General features: G+C 40.1%; 26 protein-coding genes and 1 tRNA gene. 4 read left to right on the top strand and 23 right to left on the bottom strand.

The features are described from left to right. The first annotated feature begins 137 nt into the window (after positions 1 to 137). Positions 138 to 722 carry a beta-class carbonic anhydrase gene (locus tag QOL44_RS04055; protein WP_009061375.1) on the top strand — a complete coding sequence of 195 codons (585 nt, stop codon included), beginning with the start codon at positions 138 to 140 and terminating at the stop codon, positions 720 to 722. A gap of 482 nt (positions 723 to 1,204) precedes the next feature. On the opposite strand, the gene QOL44_RS04050 is transcribed toward QOL44_RS04055, so the two are convergent. The 17 genes from QOL44_RS04050 to QOL44_RS03970 form a co-directional block, all read right to left on the bottom strand. After that, a complete protein-coding gene (locus tag QOL44_RS04050; RefSeq protein ID WP_009061376.1) occupies positions 1,205 to 2,218 on the bottom strand; it encodes a class I SAM-dependent methyltransferase in 1,014 nt (337 codons plus the stop codon). 125 nt (positions 2,219 to 2,343) lie between these two features. Continuing rightward, the gene (locus QOL44_RS04045; RefSeq protein WP_079199492.1) at positions 2,344 to 2,631 is read right to left on the bottom strand and encodes a hypothetical protein; all 288 of its coding nucleotides are present in this window, start codon (positions 2,629 to 2,631) and stop codon (positions 2,344 to 2,346) included. Positions 2,632 to 2,637: 6 nt separating this feature from the next. Next, positions 2,638 to 2,710: transfer RNA gene (locus QOL44_RS04040), tRNA-Gln, on the bottom strand. A gap of 165 nt (positions 2,711 to 2,875) precedes the next feature. Then, entirely contained in the window at positions 2,876 to 3,016 is a 141-nt protein-coding gene (locus QOL44_RS04035; protein WP_166791438.1) for a hypothetical protein, read from the bottom strand. 569 nt (positions 3,017 to 3,585) lie between these two features. After that, positions 3,586 to 3,735 carry a hypothetical protein gene (locus tag QOL44_RS04030; RefSeq protein WP_166791614.1) on the bottom strand — a complete coding sequence of 50 codons (150 nt, stop codon included), beginning with the start codon at positions 3,733 to 3,735 and terminating at the stop codon, positions 3,586 to 3,588. 524 nt (positions 3,736 to 4,259) lie between these two features. After that, complete coding sequence (locus QOL44_RS04025) at positions 4,260 to 4,562, bottom strand: GYD domain-containing protein (RefSeq protein WP_009060748.1); 303 nt, start codon at positions 4,560 to 4,562, stop codon at positions 4,260 to 4,262. A gap of 83 nt (positions 4,563 to 4,645) precedes the next feature. Next, entirely contained in the window at positions 4,646 to 5,338 is a 693-nt protein-coding gene (locus QOL44_RS04020; protein ID WP_009060746.1) for an endonuclease V, read from the bottom strand. 2 nt (positions 5,339 to 5,340) lie between these two features. Further along, on the bottom strand, positions 5,341 to 5,682 hold the full coding sequence (hypA, locus tag QOL44_RS04015) for a hydrogenase maturation nickel metallochaperone HypA (RefSeq protein ID WP_009060744.1): 342 nt from the start codon (positions 5,680 to 5,682) through the stop codon (positions 5,341 to 5,343). Between the two features lie 4 nt (positions 5,683 to 5,686). Then, complete coding sequence (locus QOL44_RS04010) at positions 5,687 to 6,166, bottom strand: hydrogenase maturation protease (protein ID WP_009060742.1); 480 nt, start codon at positions 6,164 to 6,166, stop codon at positions 5,687 to 5,689. 38 nt (positions 6,167 to 6,204) lie between these two features. Next, the gene (gene mdoH, locus QOL44_RS04005) at positions 6,205 to 8,283 is read right to left on the bottom strand and encodes a glucans biosynthesis glucosyltransferase MdoH (protein ID WP_009060740.1); all 2,079 of its coding nucleotides are present in this window, start codon (positions 8,281 to 8,283) and stop codon (positions 6,205 to 6,207) included. Positions 8,284 to 8,305: 22 nt separating this feature from the next. Next, positions 8,306 to 8,698 (bottom strand): hypothetical protein, encoded by a 393-nt coding sequence (locus QOL44_RS04000; RefSeq protein ID WP_009060738.1) that lies wholly within the window; start codon positions 8,696 to 8,698, stop codon positions 8,306 to 8,308. Beyond that, positions 8,695 to 10,209, bottom strand: a complete 1,515-nt coding sequence (locus QOL44_RS03995; protein ID WP_134372671.1) for a glucan biosynthesis protein — start codon at positions 10,207 to 10,209, stop codon at positions 8,695 to 8,697. Before QOL44_RS03995 ends, QOL44_RS04000 begins: the two co-directional genes overlap by 4 nt. Positions 10,210 to 10,213: 4 nt before the next feature. Continuing rightward, positions 10,214 to 11,743, bottom strand: coding sequence for a glucan biosynthesis protein D (locus QOL44_RS03990; RefSeq protein ID WP_009060733.1), 1,530 nt, complete (start codon positions 11,741 to 11,743; stop codon positions 10,214 to 10,216). Positions 11,744 to 11,892: 149 nt separating this feature from the next. Continuing rightward, on the bottom strand, positions 11,893 to 12,702 hold the full coding sequence (locus QOL44_RS03985) for a hydrogenase expression/formation C-terminal domain-containing protein (protein WP_009060731.1): 810 nt from the start codon (positions 12,700 to 12,702) through the stop codon (positions 11,893 to 11,895). A 235-nt stretch (positions 12,703 to 12,937) separates the two neighbouring features. After that, a complete protein-coding gene (locus tag QOL44_RS03980) occupies positions 12,938 to 13,765 on the bottom strand; it encodes a Mut7-C ubiquitin/RNAse domain-containing protein (RefSeq protein WP_228343259.1) in 828 nt (275 codons plus the stop codon). After that, a complete protein-coding gene (locus QOL44_RS03975) occupies positions 13,732 to 15,012 on the bottom strand; it encodes a DsbA family protein (RefSeq protein ID WP_228343258.1) in 1,281 nt (426 codons plus the stop codon). The genes QOL44_RS03980 and QOL44_RS03975 overlap by 34 nt, the downstream gene beginning before the upstream one ends. Continuing rightward, on the bottom strand, positions 14,909 to 15,526 hold the full coding sequence (locus QOL44_RS03970; RefSeq protein WP_009060724.1) for a hypothetical protein: 618 nt from the start codon (positions 15,524 to 15,526) through the stop codon (positions 14,909 to 14,911). The genes QOL44_RS03975 and QOL44_RS03970 overlap by 104 nt, the downstream gene beginning before the upstream one ends. A gap of 154 nt (positions 15,527 to 15,680) precedes the next feature. Here QOL44_RS03970 and QOL44_RS03965 point away from each other — a divergent pair, with 154 nt between their 5' ends. Next, positions 15,681 to 16,979, top strand: coding sequence for a M48 family metallopeptidase (locus tag QOL44_RS03965; protein ID WP_009060723.1), 1,299 nt, complete (start codon positions 15,681 to 15,683; stop codon positions 16,977 to 16,979). Here QOL44_RS03965 and QOL44_RS03960 read toward each other — a convergent pair. Next, positions 16,976 to 18,811, bottom strand: a complete 1,836-nt coding sequence (locus tag QOL44_RS03960) for a bifunctional homocysteine S-methyltransferase/methylenetetrahydrofolate reductase (RefSeq protein WP_009060720.1) — start codon at positions 18,809 to 18,811, stop codon at positions 16,976 to 16,978. The genes QOL44_RS03965 and QOL44_RS03960 overlap by 4 nt on opposite strands. A gap of 28 nt (positions 18,812 to 18,839) precedes the next feature. Here QOL44_RS03960 and QOL44_RS03955 point away from each other — a divergent pair, with 28 nt between their 5' ends. Next, complete coding sequence (locus tag QOL44_RS03955; protein WP_009060717.1) at positions 18,840 to 19,883, top strand: LOG family protein; 1,044 nt, start codon at positions 18,840 to 18,842, stop codon at positions 19,881 to 19,883. A gap of 34 nt (positions 19,884 to 19,917) precedes the next feature. Then, positions 19,918 to 20,547 (top strand): HAD family hydrolase, encoded by a 630-nt coding sequence (locus QOL44_RS03950; protein WP_009060713.1) that lies wholly within the window; start codon positions 19,918 to 19,920, stop codon positions 20,545 to 20,547. Here QOL44_RS03950 and QOL44_RS03945 read toward each other — a convergent pair. The 5 genes from QOL44_RS03945 to QOL44_RS03925 all read right to left on the bottom strand — a co-directional run bounded on the left by QOL44_RS03945 (position 20,544) and on the right by QOL44_RS03925 (position 24,594). Beyond that, entirely contained in the window at positions 20,544 to 21,410 is an 867-nt protein-coding gene (locus tag QOL44_RS03945) for a metal ABC transporter permease (protein ID WP_009060712.1), read from the bottom strand. The genes QOL44_RS03950 and QOL44_RS03945 overlap by 4 nt on opposite strands. 7 nt (positions 21,411 to 21,417) lie before the next feature. Next, positions 21,418 to 22,179, bottom strand: a complete 762-nt coding sequence (locus QOL44_RS03940) for a metal ABC transporter ATP-binding protein (protein ID WP_009060710.1) — start codon at positions 22,177 to 22,179, stop codon at positions 21,418 to 21,420. Then, on the bottom strand, positions 22,160 to 23,137 hold the full coding sequence (locus tag QOL44_RS03935; RefSeq protein WP_009060708.1) for a metal ABC transporter solute-binding protein, Zn/Mn family: 978 nt from the start codon (positions 23,135 to 23,137) through the stop codon (positions 22,160 to 22,162). The genes QOL44_RS03940 and QOL44_RS03935 overlap by 20 nt, the downstream gene beginning before the upstream one ends. A gap of 108 nt (positions 23,138 to 23,245) precedes the next feature. After that, positions 23,246 to 23,686, bottom strand: coding sequence for a hypothetical protein (locus tag QOL44_RS03930; protein ID WP_009060706.1), 441 nt, complete (start codon positions 23,684 to 23,686; stop codon positions 23,246 to 23,248). Between the two features lie 92 nt (positions 23,687 to 23,778). Continuing rightward, positions 23,779 to 24,594 (bottom strand): MBL fold metallo-hydrolase, encoded by an 816-nt coding sequence (locus QOL44_RS03925; RefSeq protein ID WP_009060705.1) that lies wholly within the window; start codon positions 24,592 to 24,594, stop codon positions 23,779 to 23,781. Between the last annotated feature and the right edge of the window lie 333 nt (positions 24,595 to 24,927).

The raw sequence follows: 24,927 nt of genomic DNA, 5'->3' as shown, positions 1-24,927 counted from the left end.
AATCCCAAACATAAAAATTATCAACAGCATTCACTAGAAATGCTTTTTAAAAATTTTGCTTTCATTTTTTACTTAAAAAGTGCAATTGATGTTATTACATGAAAAGAGTATGTATAACCAGTTAAAGGAGAGAGATTATGAGTCAAATATATCAAGAAGTGTTAAAGGCAAATGAGCAATATGTAGCAACTTTTGGAGATAAAGCACAATTGGCCATGCCGCCTTCGCGGCATTTTGCAATTCTTACTTGTATGGATGCAAGATTGGATCCGGCAAAGTTTGCTGGGTTAAAAGAAGGAGACGCCCATGTTATTAGAAATGCTGGAGGCAGAGCCAGTGATGACGCTATCCGTTCTCTGGTTATTTCTTATAAGCTCTTAGGAACCAAAGAATGGTTTATTATTCACCATACAGACTGTGGCATGGAAACATTTTCAGATAGCATCATGGAAGATCTTTTAGAAAAAAGCTTAGAAACGGCTGTCCTTGAAAACGGTCAATGGAAAGACGTTGGCAAGGGAAAGGGCTCTCTAGAAGGAAAATATATCCGATGGTTGACAATAAAAAACCTATCGCAAAGCGTTGTTGAAGACGTGCTTAGGGTGCGCCATCATCCTTTAGTCCCCTCGTCTATTCCAATCTATGGTTTTATCTATGATGTGAAATCTGGAAAGCTTGTCGAGGTTAAAGAAGCTAATGAAGTTGGAAAAGCCATAAGCTAATTAAATGTCACCTTAGAATTTCCTTACAAAAGAAAAACTCATTGGCATAAAAATTTTCCCTGAAAGCGGGCCCTTACCTGTTTGGATTAACAAATAGGGAAAGGGCCCCTTCCCCGAACTCAATCAGTTTTATTTCATATTCTTTACAGACGGTGGAATCGATCCCATGTTTGGGAATCATTTCATAACTCACTGTACATCAAGCTTCGAATTTTCAAATTGGTACGACGTTCTTTCAGTTGGCTTCTTTGAAAAGCTTATTCGATTTTTTTCGTTTCTTTTTTATTTCGTCTTCAACAATCAATTAGAGAAAACTAAAGACTTTGCTTCTGGATGACTAAGGTGATCAAAAAAGTGATTCGATGAACCTTTATAGTAGTTTAGAAGATCCTCACAATTTTTGATTTTTTCCAACTCGAATGCAAAGCTATCATCTGGAGAAAAACGACAGTCAATGGTGCCACATACTCAGCAACACTGATTTATAAGGGTTTTTGACACACCGCTAACATTGTCCAATGAATAATTTTAATTCCTTTCGAAGAACGTAGCCTTTCTAACCTCGTTTCGATTTTTGATAAAATGAAGGCTCGCTTTGTTTGAGGAATATCTTCTAGTAAATTTCCATTGCTGCTTGCTTTAAAAAACTGAATAACTTCTTTGGGGCTTGAAAAATAGTCTGTATATTCTTTTTGCTCAAAATGGATAATAAGAAATCCACTTTCTTTAAGTAACTCCTTAAAGTCTTCTTTACCAAAAGAATCCTCATTCATCTCCCCGCTTGCAAATTCTTTACCCATCACCTCCATGATAGCCTCATTAACAATTTTCAGGAGAGGAGAATTTTCAAATTTATAACCAGAAGTTATTCCCAATTTCCCTCCTGGTTTTAAAATCCTGTAAATTTCGACTAAGGCTGTTTCTTTGTCTCTAATCCAATAAAAAACACTGTTCAAATATACAAAATCAAAAAAATTGTCTTTAAATACTCCCAGATCCTCACTCCCGCCAAGTTGAAAGGAAAGCCCTTTTTTCATCTTTTGTTTTGCAATCTCTATTCGATAAGGGGACGGATCCATTCCAATAATCCATCCCTTAGGGCCAACGAGTTCTCTCAAATAGGCAGCTAGTCTTCCTGTTCCACAACCTAAATCAAGAACAAAACTTCCTGGAGTAACCTTTAAAAGTTTTATGAGTTCTTTTCCTTGAATGTATTGAGGCGTACTCAGCTTATCGTAAAGCCTAGCAAGTTCAAGAGAATCATTCGTTATAGGATTATAGGAAAATAATTTTAAAGAAAAAAAATTAATACTAGATACAATCAACAAGATTATTTTTAAATATGTTTTTGTCCTTTTTTTCTTCTGCTTTTTTAGCAGTAGAAAAGGGGGTGAATTTTTGTTTTGTTGTTTGTAATTTAAAAACATAGAGTTTCCTATTTTCTTTAGCCTTTCCTCTTCTGCTAGAGCGTTACAAAGTCTTTGGCTGTTCTTCATTACTAAGAGATGTTTGAAGGCTTTAAAAACAATCCTGAATTGATCGATAGATTTTATTGCTCTTATAATTGGCAAGGACCAGGGATAAATGGAATATATGCTCTAGATAACTGGTGCTCAACAACTCATTGAGTGGCTGAGTTTTGCACTCTAATGAGAACAGGTCCAAGGCCCTTCTCGCACTGACCGACTCTCAATCCCCCAAGCTCTTCGTTCATCAAGAGAAGAAAAATCCAGTCTGTATTTTTATCGCGCAAAAAATCAATATGTAAAAGCAGCATCTCAGCCCCCCTTTCCAACAGATTCTCTATCCTTGTTTTCTTGATTGATTGATCAATAACTCCTAATGGCGTGCGTAGGCTAATATTGGGGGAGAGAGACTTGATAAAAGCCTTGAAAAAAAACCTTTTCAAACCCTGCTGCCGCGCTAGGATTCGAACCTAGAACACTCAGATCCAGAGTCTGATGTGCTACCAATTGCACCACGCGGCATAATTTGTCTCTTTTTCCTTATTCAGCTTTTGAAGAATTGCAAGCATTCCTTTTCATCTTTTTTATTTTAACTGGTTGTTGCCTCCTCTATTGATAAAACTTATTGTTAATTCCTGCGAGCCCTATGGGAAGAGACCATGAGTTTTGGGCTTGTGACGCTTCCCCCTATAATCGCTTCGGAATTTGTAGTGACGCCCCGTAGGGAATTCCCGCCTCCTTTTCCTTGGAAACAAGACACATCATGCCCCAAATCTTTAAGTTAGCAAATAAAGCAATGACCATCCTTTTACCACCTTCAAGACTCATGAACGGGATATACTGTCTTTCCTTCTCTTCAAAAGTCCGGTATCTCCATTCCTCGCATCCAATTGAGTGAGTCAGCCTCACTCTTGGCAGCTTTCCGATTGCCCTTTCGCAAGCTCAAAAGAATGGTATCTTGCCTCTCTTTTTTCATGTGAAATTTAGAAGCGGGCAGCTCTCTTTTTCCTAACATAGAAACAAGCTGCTGCAGAGAATGGAATATCTAGAAAACAACCCGCTTTGCTCCTTCTGTCCATCTCAGGCATTGCCAGATCTTTGGGTTGATCATCGCAGAGGAGGCTAACCCACACTTTTCGATCGTTTCCTAGTCGTCTCAGAGGGCTACCTTCCACACTTTTGCCTGCAATCTGCTAGGGGCTCGGGTAGCCTTCCACCACAAGCTTGTCTCACTTCCCACGTTTTCGAGAGTCTTTCCGCGAAGCGATCTAAGCCAGAGAAAGAGACAAGAAACTGCTTTCCCTCGATTGCGTAGCGAAGGCAAAGATCCCCTAGCATCTCACACTTCTTCGTGTTCAGCCGCAGGCTTTCCGCCCTGGATTGTTCGCCGCCTCGCCTCATCCGGCTTCCCCAGGTTTCCCTATGGCCTCTGGTTTTTTTCTTTTTGTATTGGCACAAACCGAAAAGAGGGCTGGGGAAAGTAGGAAATGATCAAAAGGAGATCCTTGGGCATCTCTTCCTCGAGAGAAAGGGATTCGCCCGTTCATGACGAGGATTTTGGTCCTAAGAGAGGGGCAAAACTTCTAGGGGTCATTCGAAACTGAACCAGACTAGCTAGTCCTTGTGAGCGACCACAATCCTGGAGATCTCCCCCATCTCCATCAGACCTGAGGAAATCCTTTCTCTTGTAGTTTAGTCCTCTGCTTTCAATCCCCCAGCCGTGTGTTCACCGTTTTGCCCAAGTCCGTTTGGCGGGCAATACTCCTTCCCACCGCCTTTTGTTACTGCCTGTTGACGCTGCGAACGATTAGCGCGCCAAACTTCTTCGGTGAATACAGGTTATGGGCATGCCAGGCAGACATTTAACAACTAGATTGGCATCGCAATATCCATAACTATTCTTTACTCTTTCTATCCACTGGACAAAACCAACGATTCATTTCGAAGTTGCATTCAGAGAACAAATAGCAGTTGGTAAAATCTGCCAGCCTGTTTGTGTAGGAATCCGTACAGACAAAAGTCCTTTCGAAATCACGCGCGAGTAAAAAGAAAGGCTTCTTCTTTCAATCAATTATTTCTTATGAATAGCCATAGATGAAACAAATTCATCCCAGGGAACGGCTGACATCGTTTCAGTGATTTCTTTTCCATACCCCCGGAGTATCATCGCTGCTTTTTCCACCTCAGCTACATCTTTTGCCTCAACAATGTCCACAATGTCATATTCTCCTAGTGTCGCATAGCTTTCCTTCCATTTTATCCCTGGGCATTCCTCTTTGATCTTACTGGAAACAACCTTCGATAAATTTTTGATTTCTGATGGCTCTTTCATACTTTCTGGAGTTAATCGGCTGAGGATAATAAAAGTGGGCATAGGTTCGCTCCTTTTTTAATAATTGTAACTTTTTTTCTATCAGAAACAACCTGTTCTTCTGAACAAAATATAAGAATCCATGATCACAGAGCTGAACGCACGAATCCTGCACGACATAACCTAGCTGCTTTTCTAGCAAGTCTTAATGGTTCTGGAGTCCTATATTTTAGGGTATAGCGAAGAACAATCTCTATCGCTGTCTCCCAATCGAGTCGGTAGCCTGGATGCACAACAAGCGGCGCTTTGTTCTCTTGCGTCCTAAGCCAAAAGGCAACAGTTTCGTTCCCGATTCGAAGTTCGGATCTATCTCCTCTGTTCTTTCCTGGAAGAGCGCCTTTGGCTATTAAAGGTTTTCTTGTGATCCCCACCGTGGGAATATCCAGCTTATAACCCAAATGCAGAGCCAGACCCGCTCTGTGAGGATGATCCCTTGAAGTTGCATTCACAAAAAGAAGCTCAGGGCGAAGATTAAGTCCAACAACAGCTTTTTCTAATAATGGTCCATCTCTTAAAGCAAGCAACCCTGGAATATAATCGAAAAAAGCTCTTTCAGAAATAGCAAAAGTCTTTACTTGTCCATCTGGAAAAAGGGCAATGGCAGCCACCCACCCTTGATCGAATTTTTTACCAGGTCCACTTTTTGGTTGTCCGTAACAGATGAAGACTGCAGCACAGACAAATGGTTTGGAAGGTTTTTCCCAATTTGAAAAAGAAAGCATGGCTATTCTTTTTTGTTCCGAAATCAACTCTTCTATGGTTGTAGGCCACCCATCCACGTTTATTCCACCTCTATACTATCTACTGTTAATTCTTTGCCCTCTTCGGATAGGATCATGACTCCCTCACAGTTAGGACAGCTCTCGCCAATTTTTCCTACAAATCCTTCCTTTTGACAACTTAAGCAGTAAGCTTTGACAAGAATTTCTTCAATATGAAGTTCGGCTCCTTCGGCAATTGTTCCTTTAGAAGCAATCGAAAAGGAAAACTTCATCGCTTCTGGTTCAATAAGGGCTAAGGGACCTGTCTTTAAGACAATTTTTTTGACCTTATGAAATCCTAATTCCAGAGCCTTTTCTTCAAGCAAAGAAACCAATGATTCGCACAGGGAGAGTTCATGCATAGATTTAGCTAATCTCGTTTTCTCCTGAACTAAACTCTTTTTTGAACATTTCTACAAGTCTCTCAATTGCTTCTTTTACTGGTTCTGAAAGACCGATCCCATAGCCCACCTCTTTAACCTCAACCAAATAGATTTTGATATTTTTAGGGAACCTTTCCTTATAGAGCCATTTACCCCATTTCAAGGCATCATCCCAGCGGAAAGAATGCAGATCGGCATAGGGACCTGTCTCTAACAACTTTTCAAGCTGCTCCCCTCCAACCATAAAAATAGTTCCAGGGGTAGATCCACTCATTAGTCCATCGATCACAATTAAAGAATCGTATTCCTCCAAATCATCTAAGAGCGAAAAGCCCGATGTTCCATAATCAATGAGTTTTACTGGCAGCGGTGGATGCAATGAAGCAAGCCTTCGAATCAACTCAGGTCCAAGCCCATCATCTTTTCTAAGCAATTGACCGCAACCAATAATCGCAATAGCCATTAGGAAGTATTCTAACACAGTTCGCTTTGTTTTTCATTCTACCTTTCGGAATCTCCCACCCAGAGCTTCCAGATGGGTGGATCGGCAGTCCATATTTTCTTATGAAGAAGGCTCAAGCTATAGGGATCTCTTAAGAGCGCTTTTTTTTCGAAAGAGGATAAGGACTCAGGGCCATTTTGAAGTGAGCGTTCAATTAATTGTTGTTTCCATTCCTTAATCTCCATAGACTCCTTTTTGCATTTTGACAAACCAACGCAGGCTAAATGCAGGGCATGGATCAACGGATCAACGACTGCAGATCTAAAGCCATAAATTGAAAGTCCTCTTCTTACATAAGAAGCCTTTTCGTCCAGCGCTTTTCTTAAGGCAACAATCACAGGGGTTGGATCTGACTCGACCGGAACCATAAAGATCCCTTTTTCTTTTGCCTTCTTTCCTAAAGAGATCTTACTGGAAAGCACAGCTAGAGGAATGGAAAGCAAAAAAGAAAAAATAACAGGTAAAAGCCACCAGAAACTTGAAGGATTTAATAGGTAGGTACTAATCCCAAGAGCCATGCCAATAATAGTCACAGGGAAAAAGTGATACAATCCATCTTTCCAAGAAAATTCAGCTCCTTCCCGTATCTGTTTGCCCCAGCTGACCCTTTTTCCCAAGAAAGCAGACAAAATAAAAAGTCCATGGAAAAGTGCTTTGATAGGTGCAATCAAGGTCGAAAACAGAATTTCTAGGAATACACTTTCTAGAAGATTTTTTAGCCCCCCATATTTTTCCAATTCCCTAGCCCAAATCACAAGAAGCACCCCTAAGAGCTTCGGCATTAATAATACCAAAAGAGTAAACAGAAAAAGCAGCGCTGCCCAATCAGCATGAAACACAGGCCAACTAGGGAAAAGGCTTAACCCTTGAGGGAAGTAGTTTGGAACGATAAAAATATGAAGCAGGCTTTCTAGAGTAGTAAGCACTAGAAATCCTCCCCAAAGCACCGCGGAACCATAGGCCATCACCCCATTAAGGAAAAGAAATCGATTAAAGATAAACAAGCCTTTAGAAAAGATGAGTCGAAGATGTTGGAGATTGCCTTGACACCACCTCCTGTCTCTTTTCAATTCGTCAAGAAGGGTTGGAGGCAGCTCTTCATAGCTATCCTCAAGCTCATAAGCTAACCAAACCGAATAGCCTGATTTTCTCAAAAGGGCCGATTCGACAAAATCATGGCTGAGGATTTCTCCCCCAAATGGCAGCCTATCAGATAGTTTTGGCAAGCCACAATATTTTATGAAGGGCTCGGTCCGGATAATTGCATTATGTCCCCAATATTGGCCATCTCCAAGCTGCCAATAATGAATGCCAGCAGCAAACATGGAACCCAAAAGATGGCTTGAAAATTGTTCTATTCGAGAAAAAAGAGAACTGGCACCAACCGCTTTAGGAACTGTTTGAACCAATCCAACAGATGGATTGGATTCCATGATTTCCACAAGCCTTATCATTGTATGCCCTCCCATGAGACTGTCCGCATCCAGAACGATTAAGTATTTGTAATAAGCAGCCCAGCGCCTACAAAATTCAGCGATATTCCCACTTTTCTTTTTTAACCGTACTCTTCTTACCCTATAAAAAATTTTGCCTATGCCGTTGACTTTTCTGCAAAGATTCGCCCAGCCAATCTCCTCTTCGATCTGGTTATCTGGACTATCCGAATCGCTAAGGATAAAAAAATCAAAAAAGGAAAGTTTCCCATTTTCTTCTATGGACCTATAAATGGCTTCGATCCCGGCACATATCCTTTCAACTTTTTCACAATAAATGGGCATTAAGACAGCCACTTTGGTTTCTGCCATAATAGATATAGATTCAATCCGCGTTGCTTTAACTTTCTCTTTATTTCCAACAAGTAGCAGAAATCCTGCAATCGCCGTCCATAAACCGATTGATATCCAACCAAAGAGAATTCCAAAAAGAATAATGATAGCTATTTCCAGGGGATTAGACCCCTTGTATGGAAGAATTTCCGCCATGAACTCACTGGCTATTATGGTAGGAATTATTACTAGAAAAAGTAGTAAAATCCTTCGCCTCAGCGCAATCCTTTCCCATGAGCTTTGCCGTATCATCGAGGTTTTTCTTTATAAAAAGCTAAGCAGACTTTCTTTGTAAGCGTCCAAAAAATGCAACAATTTTCAGAAACTGGTTTGGTTCCAAGAGAACAGAAGCCTTCATCGACCTCCTTTTAATCGGCAGCATCGCTACTGCTAAGGGTTTAGAAAAGGTTGGATCAAAGCAAAACCTCTCTTCTTTGTAGATAAAGAACTGATGCAGCTCCATCTCAATCCACTGCCTAAGAAAGGCTTCTTTATTTTTGGTGCCAGAACAAAATACTCTAAATGTATCAAAAACTCCTTCAGGATTATCCGCAGAGCTAAAAGCCTCCTCTAGAGCTTGCCTAGCCTCCTTTTCTTCACACGAGCAAAGGCTCGCATAGAAAAGAAGCCTCTCTTTTAGAAAAGATGCCAGCTGATTATCCTTCATTTGAAAAATTCTTGATACCACCTTTCGGTTAGTTTGTTCCCTTTTTTTTCAAGCCAACCTTCTACTCGCAATGGTTCTCTCCCATTTTCCTGGATTTGCACTTCTAACAGCGCCGTTTTTTCTTGAGCCTCCCATCCAACAGTAGCGTAAAGGAGCTCGCCTCCCGACAGAACATGAACCACTGGATTAAATCCCAAGGCAGCATTCTCTTCCAGTGATTCTCCCTTAAAACTGAGTAAAACAGCTGTTTTACCCTGAGATATTTTCGTTCGGTCCACTCTTGCCGAAATAACTTTGCCCAATTTTCCCTCAGCCGGTACCTCTCCTCTAAGCCAACTGATTGAATAACTAAAGCTCAGTGACTGACCAGCAAAAGGGGTTTTAGATGGAGTCCAGAAAAGAAGAATATTTTTGTTCAAATCATCTTTGAGGGGAACCTCCACCAATTCAACTCTCCCATCTTCTAAAAATCCACTGTTTAACTGTACCCACGCAGAGGGCATATCCTGAAAGCTTCTATGGATATCCTGGTAATGATCATAAAGTCTATTCCTTTGCACCAATCCAAATCCCAAAAGTTGGCCTTTAGCTATTTCCTTTAAAACCAGCCGTGAAGGATTTTCCAAAGGGGTCCATGTCCAATCTCCAGTAGCAGAAGCAATAAGTAGTCCGTCAGCCTCATGAACCTGTGGTCTATAATCCGACAGGACTTTGGGACCATTTTCTCCATACTCAAACATGGCAGATAGAGGAGCTATCCCAATTTTTTTGGGAGAGGAACGAAAAAATAGTTGTGTATCAATTTTACACACAGTAGAAAAGCCCTCAGATAGAATAATAAACCGACAGGCTTGAGTGATACTAGGTGAATCCACAATTGAGTAGAGTTCGAGCTCAGAATCCTCTTTTTTTGGCTTTACAAGCCAAAACTCCCTAAAAAAAGGAAACTCCTCGCCATCGGCCAAACCTGTATTAATAGCAATTGTTCTAGCTGTTATTCCTGGGACTTGCCCACAAGGGAGTCCCTGGAAAAAACAAGCACCGAGAAATTTCGCAATCATGCAATATTCATTTTTTTGCCGATCTGAACTATAAACTGAAAAGCCAGCAAAACCGATGTCCCTTTCTATCGGCTTTTTCTCTATGGATGGCCCATAAAAAAAAGATTTTTCCAAAAATTCAATTTTCTTTTCCTGGCCACGTACTACTTCAAAGATAGTAACAGGCATCTTAAAAATGGAACCCAAATGATAAAACTGAATTTCAAAAGGAAGATTTTCTTCTCTCCAAAGACTGCTATTAGCATCAAATCGGATCGCTTCCCATTGGGCATAGGAGAGTTTTTCCAACCAGCTAGGAAGGCGGCTTCGTGGCTCACGAAAAGGTAGATTCGATAGACCTCTAGCCTTTATTTTGATTTCTTCCCATAAGTTCGTTTGAGATAAACCTTCAGAAGGAAGGAAGAAAGAAAAGGCCAGGTAAAAAAAAGTAATCAACATCCAGGCTTTCATCTGCTTATGGAAAATCGACATAATCCCAAGTCTCAGTCAAAGGAAAGTCTTTTGCTTCAAGATAAGCTTTTAGCGGGATGGGTCCTGCTTCTTGCCTTTGAATTTTAAAAGATAACCGAAACCCATTGACATATGAATTTCTTTCTATTTTAAGTTCAATCAGTTTAGCACCTTCTCCAACAAGAAGAATAGGCTGTGGATCCAACCCTTCAGAAAATCCTGGAATAAAGAAATCAACAATATACTCTCGGATGGTTTTGTCAAGTTGTGCATAGCGAGTGGAAACAACACGACCAATCTCCGAGCCAGCTATCACATCCCTACCCCAAAAAATCGTATAAGCATAGTGAAACTGCTTCTGTGAAAGGGCAGGGGTGTTGGAAACAAAGTAGCAGACAATGTTGTCTTTGGTTTCTGTTGTCGAGGGAAGCTCGACAAGTTCCACATGTCCCCCTTCCCATCCTTGACTAGGGACAATCCAAGCACTGGGCCTAGATTCATAATGCAGAAGGAGTGATTTATAATGGTCGAAGTTTCTATCTCTTTGCATCAATCCAAAACCAAGAAGCTTTCCCCTAATCGGGAAATCAAAGGAAGAAAAGAAGGGTGGATTTTGCAAAGGTCTCCAAATCCATTCACCAGTATCCAACTGAAGAGAAAGCCCATCGGAATCGTGTTCTTCTGGATGCAAAGGATTATAGAGAAGTGGACTATTTTCACCCTGTAGAAACATGCTCGTTAGGGGAGCAATTCCCAATTTTTCCACTGTCTTTCTCAAAAAAATATAATTTTCAATCTCTACTTTACTCGTTTCGCCTGGACTAAATAAAAAATGAAAGGCTCCTGTAAGACTTTCTCCATCAAGTAAGGCATAAAAAGAAAGGGACCGATCCTCTTTTTTCGGTTCTTCAATCCAAAATTCCCTAAAATAGGGAAATTCTTCTTTACTGCTTCCTGTGGTATTGACAGCAATAGCCCGTGCTGAAAGACCCCACGTCTGTCCCAGTCCCAAGCTGCGAAAATAGCTGGCCCCAACAATCGAAAAAAGTTCCAACCATCCCCCTTTTTCTTTCGAATCATAAAATACTCTAAAGCCAGAAAATCCAAGGTTTTTTGGCAATTTCCCCAGCTCCACATTCTTAAAATCAAAAAGTGATGGCTCAAAATCATAGTTTTTTTCTTCGCCATTGGCAGTAATCAAGTGGAGAAAAACAGGCTGACAGAAAAGATATCCTAAGGGAAAAGGCTTAATCACAAACCGACTTTCATTGGGAATGATTCCTCTTTGGTCTTTAAAACTAATACCAAACCACTGGTCATAACTGAGATTGGAAAGTTGGACAGGAACCGGTGAAGGCTGTGAATAAGGTGTAAATGAAAGTTCTTTTGCTTTCTTTACAAGCCTAGAGAAAAAAGAAACATTCTCTTTAGCTTTAGCCTGTTTTCCTGTGGTTTTGTATTTAGAAGCACCAAAGAAAACAAAGAGTAGAAAAAGGCCTAGGGAAAAGGTACAGAGAAAAATTAGTTTTTTCATTCAGCTTTAAAGCTCGTCATTCCATAAAGATTTTTGCCTGTCAGTCGATTATTTCCTATCCAGTAATTGAGGGATTGATGCTCTAAAAAAATAAGTTGTGACTAATATTTTAGAGCATAAGAAAGGGAAAAAAAGAAGATTTCGTGAAATTATGGTTTTAGCTGAGCAGCAATTTTTTCTAGTCTTCGAGCGCTTATTCTAAGTTCTGAGCTAACAGGAAACAATGAATAAGGAAATTCGCAGACAAGCAGACCTAACTCCCTCCTATTTATTTCCTCATCGGTAAGCTCTTCAATCCACCAAATATTTTTCCATGGAGTCCCAAAAACCCAAGCCTGCTTTTGTTGAGAATAAATTGTAATTTCAGTTTTCGGCAACAGGTTAAACAATGCTTTTTTATCCTGAGGAACTAAGGGAAGAAGATTTAATTGAATCTTTTTTTCGTTCGTAGCCAAATAGTTTTCATTAGTATTCCTCACTAAAGAACTGATGAGTGCCTGTAATCCTACGCTCGTTGATTGGAGGGATGGTAGCATAGTGTCCAAATCCAAGTTTTGCAGACGTTCTTCTTGTTCTACAGTTACAAATCGAGGGATTAATCCGATTTCAACACTCAAACTAGAAGTTTTATCAGGGCTTACTTTCTTTTCTACCCACCAGACTCCGGAAAACAAGGTTTGCTGAGCAGCAAACACAGCTCCAGATTGGGAATAAAAAATACAGAGCTCACCCAGTCCTAGAATCCTGAAAAATTCTTCAATCTCATTTTGAACTACAACTGATAGATCATAAACGATATTCTTTTTCCTTTCTATTAAGACTGCATAAAGGGCTTTGATAATATCACTTATTAAGTTAAAAGAGCGAAGATTCCCTCTCAGATATCCAGGACAAAACATACTTTTTAATTGGGATAGAAGATCAAAGAATTTTTTATACTTCTCTTGCTTTTTTTTCATATCCCTCTATAAAATAAAGACTTAAACTTATAATTATATTCCCCAAAAAAACGCAAAAAACAATTGAAAACATATCATATTTTTATCTAGAAATCTAGAAAAAATATACGAAGTTTACCTTTTTAATATTCCCTCAATTCCCTGTTACAGGTTAATATTTATATGGAATACCCTCCCAACGATTCATTTCTACTTTTAAGGAGAAAAGCAAAAAATCATGCCATTCCCAAAGAAGTTAGTAAGCATGGAGCTTAAGCCAAAGAACTAGTGCCTTCATCCTATGATAATGGCTACCTGGCCAATAAATTCTACCACAACGTTGACATTTTAGAAATGAACTTTGTGTTTCAGAGACTTTTGGAGGAACAACATTTTTAATTTCTATTTTGTTTACAGATTGAAGTAGGCCATTACAGCGGAGGCACCTTCCAAAAGGATGAAGTTTTTCTTTTAAATGGAATTCCCTTAAAATTTCTATAGCTTGCAGTCTGGGTTCAATGGCTCGGACAAAATAGCCTTGCTTGACTTTTTTTCTTTTCAAAAGCCCAGGATCTCTCGTCAATAAAATTCTTTCCTCTGCATAGGCAATATCTGCCAGTTGCTCATCAGAATAGCTATTGTTGTAGAGCGTATCAAAGCCAAGTAGTCGCAAATATCGAGCTAGGGTCCCTAAGTGCACATCAAGAATGAATTTAAATTGCTTTGGCCTTTCAAAAAGAATTGGAGCTAATTTTCCAACGTCGATCGTTTTAAAATGGGGAAAAACGCTCACAAGAGCACCATCTATAACTTTTTGTTCGAAAGTAGCAGGAAGACTATTACAGAGGATGAGTCCAATTTCGGTATGGGGCACTCCAAAAGACTCAATGGCATCTTTTAAAGTGGTATGTTTGCCAAAGGCTTTTTTTATTTCTTTTTGTCTTTTCCAGACTGGAAGAAAATCATTCAGCAAAGAATAAAAGCGAAAGGTCAATTCTAATTCCTTGGCCGCATCATCTGCTGCCATTGAGACAGACTCAGCATTTTTCATCATTGACAATCCGAACCAAGTTGCCCAGTACATTCTTCTTCTGGAGGCATTCCTCGTTGTGGGCATTTTAAAGAATAGATGCAGGCCTCATCACTCACAAGAGCCAATTCCTTAGCAATCAGTTCCTCAGAGTTTGGTCCAAAATAGAGAAGGATTCTGTCAAGATCCTTAGGTTCATAAGCATCCATTAAGGGCTCTTTTCGACCATTGACAAAAAGGAGGAGAACTTTATTGCCACTGGGCTCAAATCTCTTTCCTGTATCCAAGGTAAAATGATCTTTTCCAAAATCCATGCCAAGGGTTTTAAAAAAATACCCGAGGTTGATCCCATTTTTATGTTTATGGAGCACCTTCCCATTACCATGATGCAAATGGACATAGGGATCAAGCTCCTGACCGTATTTCGACTGAAATTTAGGCAAAGAAAAATCCACTGGCTTCCCATCAAGCACCACTCGAATATCAGCATGCTCATGAACTTGCGTCTTTTTAGATTTAATAAGAGAAGCCTCAATGAGTATTTTAAAATCTTCGTATGACTGAGGATTTGGAATCCTTTCAGCGTTCAAGAAAAAAGAGGGAATCGTCGTCGCTCCTAAAGCAAGAGAACTCTGGATATCCTTATAGATTTTCTTTTGCAGCTGTGGATCTTTCAAGTTCCTTAAAAAGTGTTCGTCGTCTATGTTTAAGGATTGAGCATATTGTCTAAATAATTTCCATGGATCTTGGGCATTAGCCCATTCATCCTGTTTTTCAAAAAGTAGATCAGTCATTTGCCAAAAACATCCTTCTTTGCCAGCGGCTTCAGCGCTTAATGCAGCTATAAAACTGTAAGGATGCGTAGGAGAAGGTTTATGTCTATAAATGATTAATAGCCTTCCCTGATAATCTTTCAAAAGTTGCTTGTTGATTTCATTATATCTTTTACAAACGGGGCATTGAAAGTCGACATATTCGATCAAAAAAGCAGGCGCCCGAACAGGACCCTTTATCCAATCTCCTACTAAGGGAAACAAGTATTTTCCTGGACCTTCGGCGCTGGCTCTCTCTCCATTAGAAAGAGTTCCGGCTGGATGTCCCCAAAGCAACGCTACAATGGTAAAAAAACAAAATAAAAAAAGGAAAAATATCTTATCCATAGCTAAAAAAGCTACTCCACCCTCAACTTCTAAAGGCTTATTTTTTTCTTTGATGAAATTCCAAAGGAACGCCTCCTCCCGCTCCTGGACCGAAATTGCCTCCCTTATTAAATAATCTGGCAGCGTTTTCCAGATCATCATTTAACCCCTCATATTGCGCAGGCCACCAACAACAAAAAAACTTCCAAAACCCAGATCCAATCTCTTGCTGTAGTTCTTTTGAAGGTGGATCCAAAACCGCCATCTTCACTAAGGCTTCTCTCAAACATTGTTCTATCAAATCAGCCATTTCTCCAGAGTCGGTAAAAAACACTTTTTCAGTAATCACCCCCAAAGGGCTAACATAGAAGCCAAGAGCTACAAAACCATGTAAGGGAGTAAAGCTAAATGGCAAAAGATGCATCCTCTTTTTTGCTGCCGACCTTTGCACGTAGGCATCGAACGTGCGTGAGACTTTTTCCATATATCGATCGACATTGTTCTGGAGATTTTCTGGAGGAAGTTTTGGCCCATATTCAGCTACTACAAATATTTTTGCTGCAGGAGCAGGAGATTTGGCCTCCTTTTTCTCTTCTTTGGGCACTGCAAAAGAACTAGCAATGAGCCAAAAGTAAAAAAAAGAATAGAGCAAAAAACAACTAATTTTCTCTGCCATCTTTTCTGTTTCTAGACCGTTTTTCCTTTAAGAATTAAGAAAATACACAAATAAATCTATTAATTTATAAGCCACTTTTTTATTTTTAGTTCGTCCAAATTTATTTTATCATAATTATTGGTAAAGAAATTGCTTAAAATGCCTTTATAAAAAGATGTTTATCCTTGGGCAAAGTTTTGTTTGGTCGGTTGTTCTTATTGCCAGTGCCGAACTCGCTTGGGACTACTGGCTAAGCAGCAGACAACTCAAATATCTTTCGAAAAAAAAGACTTCACAGAACTCCTCCTTCTTCAACCATACTTCTTTTGCCTCTTTGAGTTCCTCATCCGATTCTTACCTTTATGCCAACCAAAAAATCAAATTGGCGCAACTTCGTTCTGTCTTTTTCTATCTTTTGTTCCTTTTTTGGATTCCTTTTGGAGGACTGAGAATGTTTGAAGAATTTTGGAAGATTTTTCCTTTTCCAAAGATCTGGTCAGGCTGCTGTTTTTTGATCTCCATCCTCTGGCTGGAAGATACCCTAAGAACACTATTTTCTGCCATTAGAACTTTTGGGATTGAATCTCGATTTGGATTCAATCGAACTACCCCAATTTTATTCCTTTTTGATCAGGTTGGCCATTGGATTCTCTCCCTTTTCTTCTTATGCCCACTTTTTCTATTATTTCTCTGGATAAAAGAATTATCTTCCTTGTGGTGGCTATACTGTTGGGCCATTTGGATTATACTCCTTTTTCTTATAGAATGGATGCTTCCTGTGTGGATAATTCCCCTTTTCTACCGTTTAAAGCCCTTGGAAGATAAAGATTTAAAAGATAAAATAGAAAAAGTATTCAAAAAAAATGGTTTTCCCATCCATCAGATCTTTGTTATGGAAGGAAGCAAACGCTCCCTCCACAGCAACGCTTTTTTGACAGGTTTCGGGAAACACCGCCGCATTATACTCTACGACACGTTGACCAATCAATTAGACCGGGAGGAACTTATCGCAGTACTTTTCCATGAATTAGCTCATTACCGGCTAGGTCATCTCTGGAAAAGCCGACTTATAACCCTTTTGGGAGGATTGGTCATGTTTCTTTTCCTTAACCTACTTGATACCCATAAAACCTGGATAGCTGCATTTAGCCTGGATCCAAACTGGTCTCCCTCCACTTTTGGACTGGCAATCGTGCTCATGCCTCTTTTCCTCTATCCGCTAGAACCTTTAAAAAACTGGCTTTTGAGAAAGGCTGAAAAAGAATCAGATGCCTTCGCTGCCTTGAAATGGGCCGCGGAACCACTTATCGAGGCACTGAAAAAAATCGTTTCTACAAATTACTTAACTTACGATTCTGATCCACTCTATTCCATGTTCTACGAAAGCCATCCATCTGTTTTCGAAAGAATCCGATGGATCGAAAAAATCTCCATTCACCGCGAAGAGCCTCCAGCCATTCCTTGTCAACACTAAGATTTTTTCCTACTGTAGAGTAATTCCAAAAGCCTGACCGAAATATCATACCGAAGAAAAGGAGTGATTAGATAGACGCATTTGAAAAGCGAAAGAATTTCTTCCCCAAGTAATTGTGCAAATCCCACCCCTAACTCCGTAGCCTTTTCCCCATCTAATGCTTTCAATTTTTCACGTACAGCTTCAGGTATAGAGATCCCCGGTACTTCATTATGAAGGAACTCGGCGTTTCGATAGTTTAAAAGGGGCATTAGCCCGATAAATACGGGGATGCCCAAAGGCTTCAAATAATTATAGGTCTTTTTGATAAGCTGGATATCGAATACGGGTTGTGTCATAACAAACTGCGCACCAGCTGCTAGCTTAGCTTCCAATTTTTTTACCTGAGCCTCAAACTGGGTAGTATTCGGATTAAAAGCACAGCCAATTATAAAATCCGTTTTACCTTTCAGATCTTTTCCAGCAGCGTTAAACCCTCTATTTAAGCTAGCAAGCAGTCGGATTAATCCAACAGAATTAAGATCATAGACTGAAGTAGCTCCCGGATGATCGCCAGATTTTGCTGGATCTCCCGTCAGGGCCAGTATATGTCTGAACCCTAAGGTTCCAAGCCCCATCAACTCCGATTGCAATCCTAAAAGATTCCTATCCCGACAAGCTACATGAAGGATAGGAATCATTTTGGAAACTCTTCTAACATGAATGGCTGCTGCAAAGTTACTGATCCTTAAAATCGCCAGCGAGTTATCAGCCAATGTTATCGCATCAGCTCCGGCTTTTTCAATTGCCTTGACTCCCTCAAGAAACTTTCCGATTGCTAAAGTCTTAGGAGAATCATACTCGACCATGAAAACAGGCTTTAGAGCTAATAGATCAAGAAGGGATGGTTCAATCTGCGGTAAAACCTCCTGTTCGGAGACCAGATAGCGAGGTCTTCTTTTAGGAGGTTTTTCTTTGAGAGGCTTAATGGTTGCGGCTCTTTGAGCCATGGCTGCGATATGCGCTGGCTCCGTGCCATAATCTCCTCCTAGCAGACATACCCCCTCTTCAGCAAATCTTGCAACATTCTCTCCAAAATACGAAGGACTGGCAGAGTAGGTAAATGTCCCATCATAAAATTCAGGTTTACCAGCATTCGGATAGGCACCCAGAAAATCTCCAGCCTTTAGCTCAATCTCCTCTAAAAGATGAATCGAGGCTTGGACACCGCATGCGCCATTGATCCCCACAAGTGTTGCTCCTGCAAGTCTGAGTTTCGAAAAAGCCTCTCCAAGGGTTTCCCCACTCGACAATTTTCCTTCTTCAAAGGAGGCAATGAAAGCAAAGAGCTTCTCAGCTCCTTTTTTGCGAGCAATATCTAGTACAAGCAAAAGCTCGGGAAGCTCGGTAAAAGTCTCAAAAAAAAGGAGATCCACTCCTTCTTCAATAAGAGAGGCAATCAACTCTTCATAGAGGCTTTGTCTTGTAGCCATATCGATTGGCGATTCAGTAGGTTTAGTCCAGATTGGACCGACTGTGCCAGCAATCCACCCTTCTCTGGATCCAAGAGCTTTTTTGGCTAGCTGCACAGAGCGACTAACGATTTCTTTGAGCTTCTTTTCCAATTTGAAAAACGACAAGTGATAGGCGTTCGATTCGGCCGTATTGGTTCGGATAATTTTTGCCCCCGCATCGATATAGTCCCTATGAACCTTTTCCAATAAGTCAGGATGAGAAAGGCTTAATTCTTCAATACAATAGCCTCTAGGAATGCCAAGAGAATAAAGATAGGTCCCCAAAGCACCATCGCCAATAAGCAGAGATTCATTAAGCCGATCTATTAGAGTTGCCATTCTTTTTTAACAAGGCATTATAGATAAAGTGACAGAAAAAAAAAGCTTTGTATACAGTTCAGGTAAACCGGAAATCGACAAAAAAATAGAAGAGTTACTCCAAGCCGCAGGAGTCATAGAAAATCGTCGAGAATATTTCGAAATGATTGCGACCGTGCTTCGCTTTTCATTCCAAAACACTCCTTATGCTGATGTCCGTCTTGTCAATCAATCCTTGAAAGAAATTCGATATGCAGAGTCGATTTTTCAACCTTATCGCTCCTTCAAAAAAGTCACAATTTTTGGTTCAGCCCGTATCAAACCGCAAACCCCTGAGTGGCTCAGTGCAAAAGATTTTTCAAAAATCATGGTGGAGAGCGGCTTTATGGTTATCACTGGAGGCGGAGAAGGGATCATGGAAGCAGCTCAATTTGGGGCTGGTAAGGACAAAAGCTTTGGGCTTAACATTCGTCTACCCTTCGAACAAAAACCCAACGAAGTGATAAATGGTGATCCTAAACTCATTAGTTTTAGATATTTCTTTAACCGAAAGCTGCATTTTGTTAAAGAATCCCATGCCATTGCCCTTTTCCCCGGAGGGTTTGGAACTATGGATGAATGTTTTGAAACTCTTACCCTTCTGCAAACAGGAAAGGCTCCTCTTGTCCCCTTTGTTTTTATTGATGTCCCCGGAGGGACGTATTGGAAAAACTTTGTCGAATTTCTTTCAAACAATCTCTTGAAAAGAGGACTTATATCTGCAGAAGATTTTAATTTATTCTTGGTCACTGAAGACTTACATGAAGCCAAAAAAGAAATCCTCTCTTTTTATCATAACTTTCATTCTTACCGGTTTGTTGGGGATAATCTAGTCTTGCGTATTTTCAGAATCCCTCCAACAGAAGCTCTTGAATCGATCCAAAAAGATTTTTCTGACATCATTTTAAAACCAAATGCTTTTTCTTTGTCTTCTGCTTTACCACAGGAATCGAATGAACCGGAAATAGCCCATCTTCCCAGAATCGTTTTCCCATTTGACAAACGATCCTATGGCAGATTGAGATTATTGATTAACCGATTGAATTTGTTTTGATTGTTTAGTCGTCTTTTCAAAAAAAACAAAAGCGATGAAAAAAATTCAAACTGTGTTTTTGGATTGGTCAGGCACTCTTGCTAATGACCTGCCCTTTGTCTTGAAAGCCTCGAATTTTATATTTGGTTTATACGGAAAGCCTAAACTTTCGATTGAAGAATTCAAAGAAACATTTTTTTTACCGCTTAAGGAATTCTATAAGAGCTATTTACCAGAAGTTTCTTTCATGGAGATGAACGAACATTACCATGCGATTTTCCAACTGTTCCAGGTTAAAATTCCACTCTTGCCCTATGCCCTTGAATTTTTAGAGTTTTGTCAAAAGAAGCAATACCAAGTAATCCTTTTAAGCACTATCCATCAGGGTCATTTTATAAAACAAGCCAAGCGGTTAGGGATTGAACAATACTTTGACCGCATTTATACGGAAATAGATGATAAGAGAATTGCCATCAAGCAGATCATCGAAAAAGAAAAGATCGATCCAAAAAGTACGATATTTTTTGGAGACATGGTTCATGATATCGAAGCTGCCCATGCTGGCGGTATTTTCTCCGCAGCCGTGTTGACTGGTTATAACTCCAAAAAAAAACTGTTATCGGCCAATCCTTCTTTTCTGTTTGAAAATCTAAAAGAGGCGATGGATAGATTAGAAAGCCTCTAACTATTCCGTATAGGCTTTAAGTTTTTTTTCTTAAAGAGATTTTTAAACAATAGAGCCAATAGTAACAAAAAAATATCACATCCCACTATGGTTGGACCTGTCATCGCATCCATATAATAGGATAGAATGACCCCTCCAACAGCTCCCAAAAACCCATTGACAAGGGAAATCAACAAAAGCGAACGGAAATTCCATGCCCACATTTTTCCCGCTGCTGCTGGAATAACGATCATTGCACTTACGAGGAGTGCTCCAAGCAGTTTAAGGCTCAAAGCAACCACTCCTCCAATTAGCAGCACCGTCCAATAGTTAAGTTTTTTGACTCCGACCCCTTCGCTTATCGCCATATTCTCATCGATCATGGTAAGCAAAAGAGCAGGCATATTAAATAGAAGGAAAGAAAAGGTCATCACAGCGACCATTCCCAGAAGGCCAATATCGGTCCAAGAACTTGCGTTGATATCTCCAAAAAGCAGGGATTCAAGCAAAGGATAGCGAACAATTTTAGTTAATAGTAGAATACCTATGGCTACACTTCCTGTAAAAATGATCGAAAGTAGGGTATCTGCCTCCAGTTTGGATTTATTCAAAAAATAGGCAAAACAAAGGGAGATCCCAAGACAATAGAGAAAAAGAAAAGCGGAGAGGAAAGTCTCAGGGAAGCTCAGGTTAAAGTATCTAAAGGCAAGGAGTTCAATAAGTAGCCCCAGACCATACCCTGCGATGGAAGCATGGGAGAGGGAATCACTGAAAAAGGCCTGTCCGCGAGAAGTTGTGATAATTCCTAAAAGAGCACAGGTTGGCCCGGCTAGAGCCGCCCCTAGTAAAGAACGTCTTAAAAAATCAAAAGAAAGAATTTCCATCTTTTTCCTATTTGCCATGAATAAGATTGTAGACAGCAGCAAGTTTTTCTTCCTGTAGCACATCGGAAGGTTTTCCTTGAGCAAGAACCCGATGGTTCAAAAAAAAGATCCAATCGGCTATATGAGAGACCAGTTGCAAATCATGACTCACAAGCACTGTGCCTATTTCTTTTTTTTCTTTAAGCTCATGAAGTAATTGATCAAATTCGATTCCACCAGTTGCATCTATTCCAGTTAACGGTTCATCTAATAGGAGTAAGTCCGGATTTTTTGCCAGGGTAGAAGCAACCATTACCTTTTGCATTTCTCCTCCTGAAAGCTCTTGCAGTCTTCTTTCGAGCAAATCTTCAGCCTGAAAACATTTCAAAAGCTCAGCAATCTTCTCTTTCCTTTCTTTTCCTCCAAAAAGTCCATTCAGCAGCTGATATTTCCCAAGCCTCAGCGATATAAACTCTTCAACCGTTACCGGTAGATACCGCGGAATCGACGGTCTTTGAGGCAAATAACCAATGACAAGCCCAGGCTGGCGCCAAATACTCCCCTTTTTGGGTTGAATGATCCCAGCAAAGCATTTCAATAGCGTTGTCTTCCCTGCCCCATTCGGTCCAATAAGAGCCACAATCTTGCCTCTTTCTATTTCCATGCTGACATCCTCGACAGCCGATTCCTCTGTATAAACGATCGTAACGGAGTCAGCCTTTAAAAGAAGCTTTTGTTGGCTGGAGAAGAAAGAAACTGGCTCTGGGGCTTTAATTCTGCTCTTTTCCATCGGCATAGACCTCAAAGTGGTGGAACCAAGAAATGTGCTTTTTTCCAAAAACTTCTACTAAAACCGATAAATTTTTTTTTGCTATAGTCTCATAAAGGGATGGATCAGGATTGGCGCTTTCCATCGAATCGATTTCTCCGCTGCGAGTCTGGCTTTCTTTAATGATTTCCATAACAAGGGCTTTCTTTGAAAAAGGAGTATAAAAGAAAGGGAGCTTTTCCTTCCTCATTACTTCAATGGCGGTTGCAAGTTTTTTAGGCGATAGACCTTCTCTTTGGCCGCACTCTTCAAGAATACCTGCTATAAGGATATCGTAACGCTTTGTCAGATACATAAAAGAATCATCAAAAAAATAGGCTTTTTTTGGTGTGACCTCTTGAAGCTTTTCTCGATACATCCGGTCGATTTCTTTTAATTTGAATATATAGGAAGCAGCATTTTTTTCGTAGGTCTCTGTATGGAGTGGATCCCGTTGGCATAACGCTTTTTTAATATTCACCACTTGCTGAATAGCTAAGTTAGGATCAAGCCAAACATGCGGGTTAAAAGAGTAAGGGCTATTTGCTGGAAGTTTATTAAAAGAGCCAATGGAAGGAATAGGTTCAATCCCTACGGAAGAAACAACAATTTTTTTTGCTTTTTCTTCTGAACTGAGCCCCTTTTCTAGCCAACTTTCCATCCCCAATCCATTAATAACAATCAAATCCGAATCTTGAATCTCTTGCATCTGCCGCATTGATAGGGAAACTTCGTGCGGCTCAGCTCCAAAGAAGATCAAGTTTTTCACTGTGACATAATCCCCTCCAATGTTGACACAAAAACAATAGAGGGGCGCAATAGAAGTAAGAATTTTCAGTTTCTCCAATCCATAAGACTTAAAAGACAAAAGCCAAACACCTATCCCTATACCCCACAGCCAAAACAAAACCCTAAGCCCTCTTTTTTGCAATGATCGCATGATGCTATTGATAATGAATTATTAATATAAACAATAAAACACAAAAATAAAAAGGCTAAGAGAAAAGTGCTCTTAGCCTTTCTTAGCCTCAAAAAGAAGCTTCTATTTTTATTGGCTTTTTAGCCATTTATGGAAACAGGCATAATCCTCGATTGCGTTCAAAGTCACTGCATCGGGCATAGTCCCATCATCTTTGAGACCTGCTTCCTCCAAAATGGCTTTCTTTGTCTCTGCGTCATGATGATACTGCAAAACAGCCCGGTTGTGAGCGGCAACCTTGGCTCCATCAATCTTCCCACCATTTTTTTGTACGATCCAAGCCTCAAATTCCGTATAGCTTGGCAGATTGGTTCTAATGTAATTTCGCACTTCGTCTTCAGTGAGATTAAGGGCCCTCATGGTCATCGCATCAAACCCTTTACCTAGGTCGGGATAACCATCAGCTAGCATGCCTTTAGCAGCCAGGCTACATTTCAGCCACATTCTTGGCAAATGCAGCACACCAAGTGGACCGGCAACTCCAGATCCAATTAAGGGAACTAATTTCATTGTACCTCCTTTTTTAAGTTTATATTCGTTATTTTTCTTTCCTTAGGAAAGAAAAGCCTTGGATTCAAATGCATCATTTCATAACTTTCTGATCAATTGAAAGCAAAAAAAGGATTATGGACTTTTTCTTCACCTACCGTTGTCAATGGTCCATGACCAGGACATATAATCGTGTCATCAGGTAGGGTTAAAATTTTTTCCCGGTTGTTCTTTAAGGCCTCTGTATAGGAATAATTACCACCTCCCATTGAGCCAGCAAATAGCGAATCACCCACAATGACTAGATTTCTCTTTCCTCCAGTAACATAGTAAGAAACCCCTCCGGGAGAATGACCATTAGTAAGAAAAGAGCTAATGGACAAATTACCTAATTGAAATGTCTTGCCTGGAGAGAACGGCTCAGCTCCAGGAATAATCTCAAGTTGACAGCAATAAGCAGGAGCCTCTACAGCCCGTTTAAGCCTTCCTAGCTCAGCGATGTGATCAGCATGCGTATGCGTCAGCAAAATGAATTTTACACGCAACCCATGTACTTTTATAGCATCAAGCATTTCGGTGCAATTGCCTCCCGTATCAAAAGCCGCGGCCTCTTTTGTCATCGTATCCCATAAAAGATAATTGTTAACGGTCATATCTTCCCATCTTGTATTAAAGTGAAAGAAGCCAGGAATAACCCCTTGATCTTTTGGGTAATATGAACCTTTAGCCAGATCCAAAAGTGCCTTCTTCCCAAGACCAAGCACTGGAGCAATTCTTGCTAAAACCTCCTCATCCAACTCTCCTTCTTTAACCCTCTGGAGTTTCTCAAAAGGCACAGCCGCTCTTTTTGCTAGCTCTTCGTCACTGATGTTAAGCCCTCTTTGCGCTTTTCCAATCACATCGATATAGTTGTCTTCCAGTGGAATCATATGTATTTTCTCCTAGTGCTGTTTAGCTTAAAAAAAACTCTGAAAAGGAATTCAAACAAAGAACATTTGTCTATCACTAGCCATTTAAAACTCGTATCCTACCACCATCCAAACGTTCTCCATATTCGAAAAAATAGTGCCGACATGTAAAGAATAAACAAAAATAAAAAGATAAAAATTATCGTTTTATTCTCTTTATCCCATCTGCCACCAGGATCTCCTCCACCGGATCCTGGCCACCTTTTGGGATTTGCAACCATGCTATTATTCTATTTTAATTCTAGAAAATAAAAAAGGGCATTTTTTACTTTTGAACTACCTTTTTTTTTACTG

It is taken from the genome of Candidatus Methylacidiphilum fumarolicum, assembly GCF_949774925.1.
Classification (GTDB): Bacteria; Verrucomicrobiota; Verrucomicrobiia; order Methylacidiphilales; family Methylacidiphilaceae; genus Methylacidiphilum; species Methylacidiphilum fumarolicum.
Note: the sequence above shows the minus strand (reverse complement) of the source record. Positions and strands in the feature narration are given on the sequence as shown.

What these genes read in the sequence shown, in the direction of transcription:
- QOL44_RS03945 (WP_009060712.1), bottom strand. Translation starts at nt 21,410, where the DNA reads ATGGAAATTCTTTCTTTTGATTTTTTAAGACGTTCTTTACTAGGGGCG.
- QOL44_RS03970 (WP_009060724.1), bottom strand. Translation starts at nt 15,526, where the DNA reads ATGGCAGAGAAAATTAGTTGTTTTTTGCTCTATTCTTTTTTTTACTTT.
- QOL44_RS04025 (WP_009060748.1), bottom strand. Translation starts at nt 4,562, where the DNA reads ATGCCCACTTTTATTATCCTCAGCCGATTAACTCCAGAAAGTATGAAA.
- QOL44_RS03975 (WP_228343258.1), bottom strand. Translation starts at nt 15,012, where the DNA reads ATGATGATCTGGAAAACGCTGCCAGATTATTTAATAAGGGAGGCAATT.
- QOL44_RS03930 (WP_009060706.1), bottom strand. Translation starts at nt 23,686, where the DNA reads ATGAAATTAGTTCCCTTAATTGGATCTGGAGTTGCCGGTCCACTTGGT.
- QOL44_RS03950 (WP_009060713.1), top strand. Translation starts at nt 19,918, where the DNA reads ATGAAAAAAATTCAAACTGTGTTTTTGGATTGGTCAGGCACTCTTGCT.
- QOL44_RS03965 (WP_009060723.1), top strand. Translation starts at nt 15,681, where the DNA reads ATGTTTATCCTTGGGCAAAGTTTTGTTTGGTCGGTTGTTCTTATTGCC.
- QOL44_RS03935 (WP_009060708.1), bottom strand. Translation starts at nt 23,137, where the DNA reads ATGCGATCATTGCAAAAAAGAGGGCTTAGGGTTTTGTTTTGGCTGTGG.
- QOL44_RS04035 (WP_166791438.1), bottom strand. Translation starts at nt 3,016, where the DNA reads ATGAGTCTTGAAGGTGGTAAAAGGATGGTCATTGCTTTATTTGCTAAC.
- QOL44_RS04000 (WP_009060738.1), bottom strand. Translation starts at nt 8,698, where the DNA reads ATGAAGGATAATCAGCTGGCATCTTTTCTAAAAGAGAGGCTTCTTTTC.
- QOL44_RS04055 (WP_009061375.1), top strand. Translation starts at nt 138, where the DNA reads ATGAGTCAAATATATCAAGAAGTGTTAAAGGCAAATGAGCAATATGTA.
- QOL44_RS03985 (WP_009060731.1), bottom strand. Translation starts at nt 12,702, where the DNA reads ATGAAAAAAAAGCAAGAGAAGTATAAAAAATTCTTTGATCTTCTATCC.
- QOL44_RS03995 (WP_134372671.1), bottom strand. Translation starts at nt 10,209, where the DNA reads ATGAAAGCCTGGATGTTGATTACTTTTTTTTACCTGGCCTTTTCTTTC.
- QOL44_RS03980 (WP_228343259.1), bottom strand. Translation starts at nt 13,765, where the DNA reads ATGTACTGGGCAACTTGGTTCGGATTGTCAATGATGAAAAATGCTGAG.
- QOL44_RS03960 (WP_009060720.1), bottom strand. Translation starts at nt 18,811, where the DNA reads ATGGCAACTCTAATAGATCGGCTTAATGAATCTCTGCTTATTGGCGAT.
- QOL44_RS03990 (WP_009060733.1), bottom strand. Translation starts at nt 11,743, where the DNA reads ATGAAAAAACTAATTTTTCTCTGTACCTTTTCCCTAGGCCTTTTTCTA.
- QOL44_RS04050 (WP_009061376.1), bottom strand. Translation starts at nt 2,218, where the DNA reads ATGAAGAACAGCCAAAGACTTTGTAACGCTCTAGCAGAAGAGGAAAGG.
- hypA (WP_009060744.1), bottom strand. Translation starts at nt 5,682, where the DNA reads ATGCATGAACTCTCCCTGTGCGAATCATTGGTTTCTTTGCTTGAAGAA.
- mdoH (WP_009060740.1), bottom strand. Translation starts at nt 8,283, where the DNA reads ATGATACGGCAAAGCTCATGGGAAAGGATTGCGCTGAGGCGAAGGATT.
- QOL44_RS03925 (WP_009060705.1), bottom strand. Translation starts at nt 24,594, where the DNA reads ATGATTCCACTGGAAGACAACTATATCGATGTGATTGGAAAAGCGCAA.
- QOL44_RS04010 (WP_009060742.1), bottom strand. Translation starts at nt 6,166, where the DNA reads ATGGCTATTGCGATTATTGGTTGCGGTCAATTGCTTAGAAAAGATGAT.
- QOL44_RS03940 (WP_009060710.1), bottom strand. Translation starts at nt 22,179, where the DNA reads ATGGAAAAGAGCAGAATTAAAGCCCCAGAGCCAGTTTCTTTCTTCTCC.
- QOL44_RS04030 (WP_166791614.1), bottom strand. Translation starts at nt 3,735, where the DNA reads ATGAACGGGCGAATCCCTTTCTCTCGAGGAAGAGATGCCCAAGGATCT.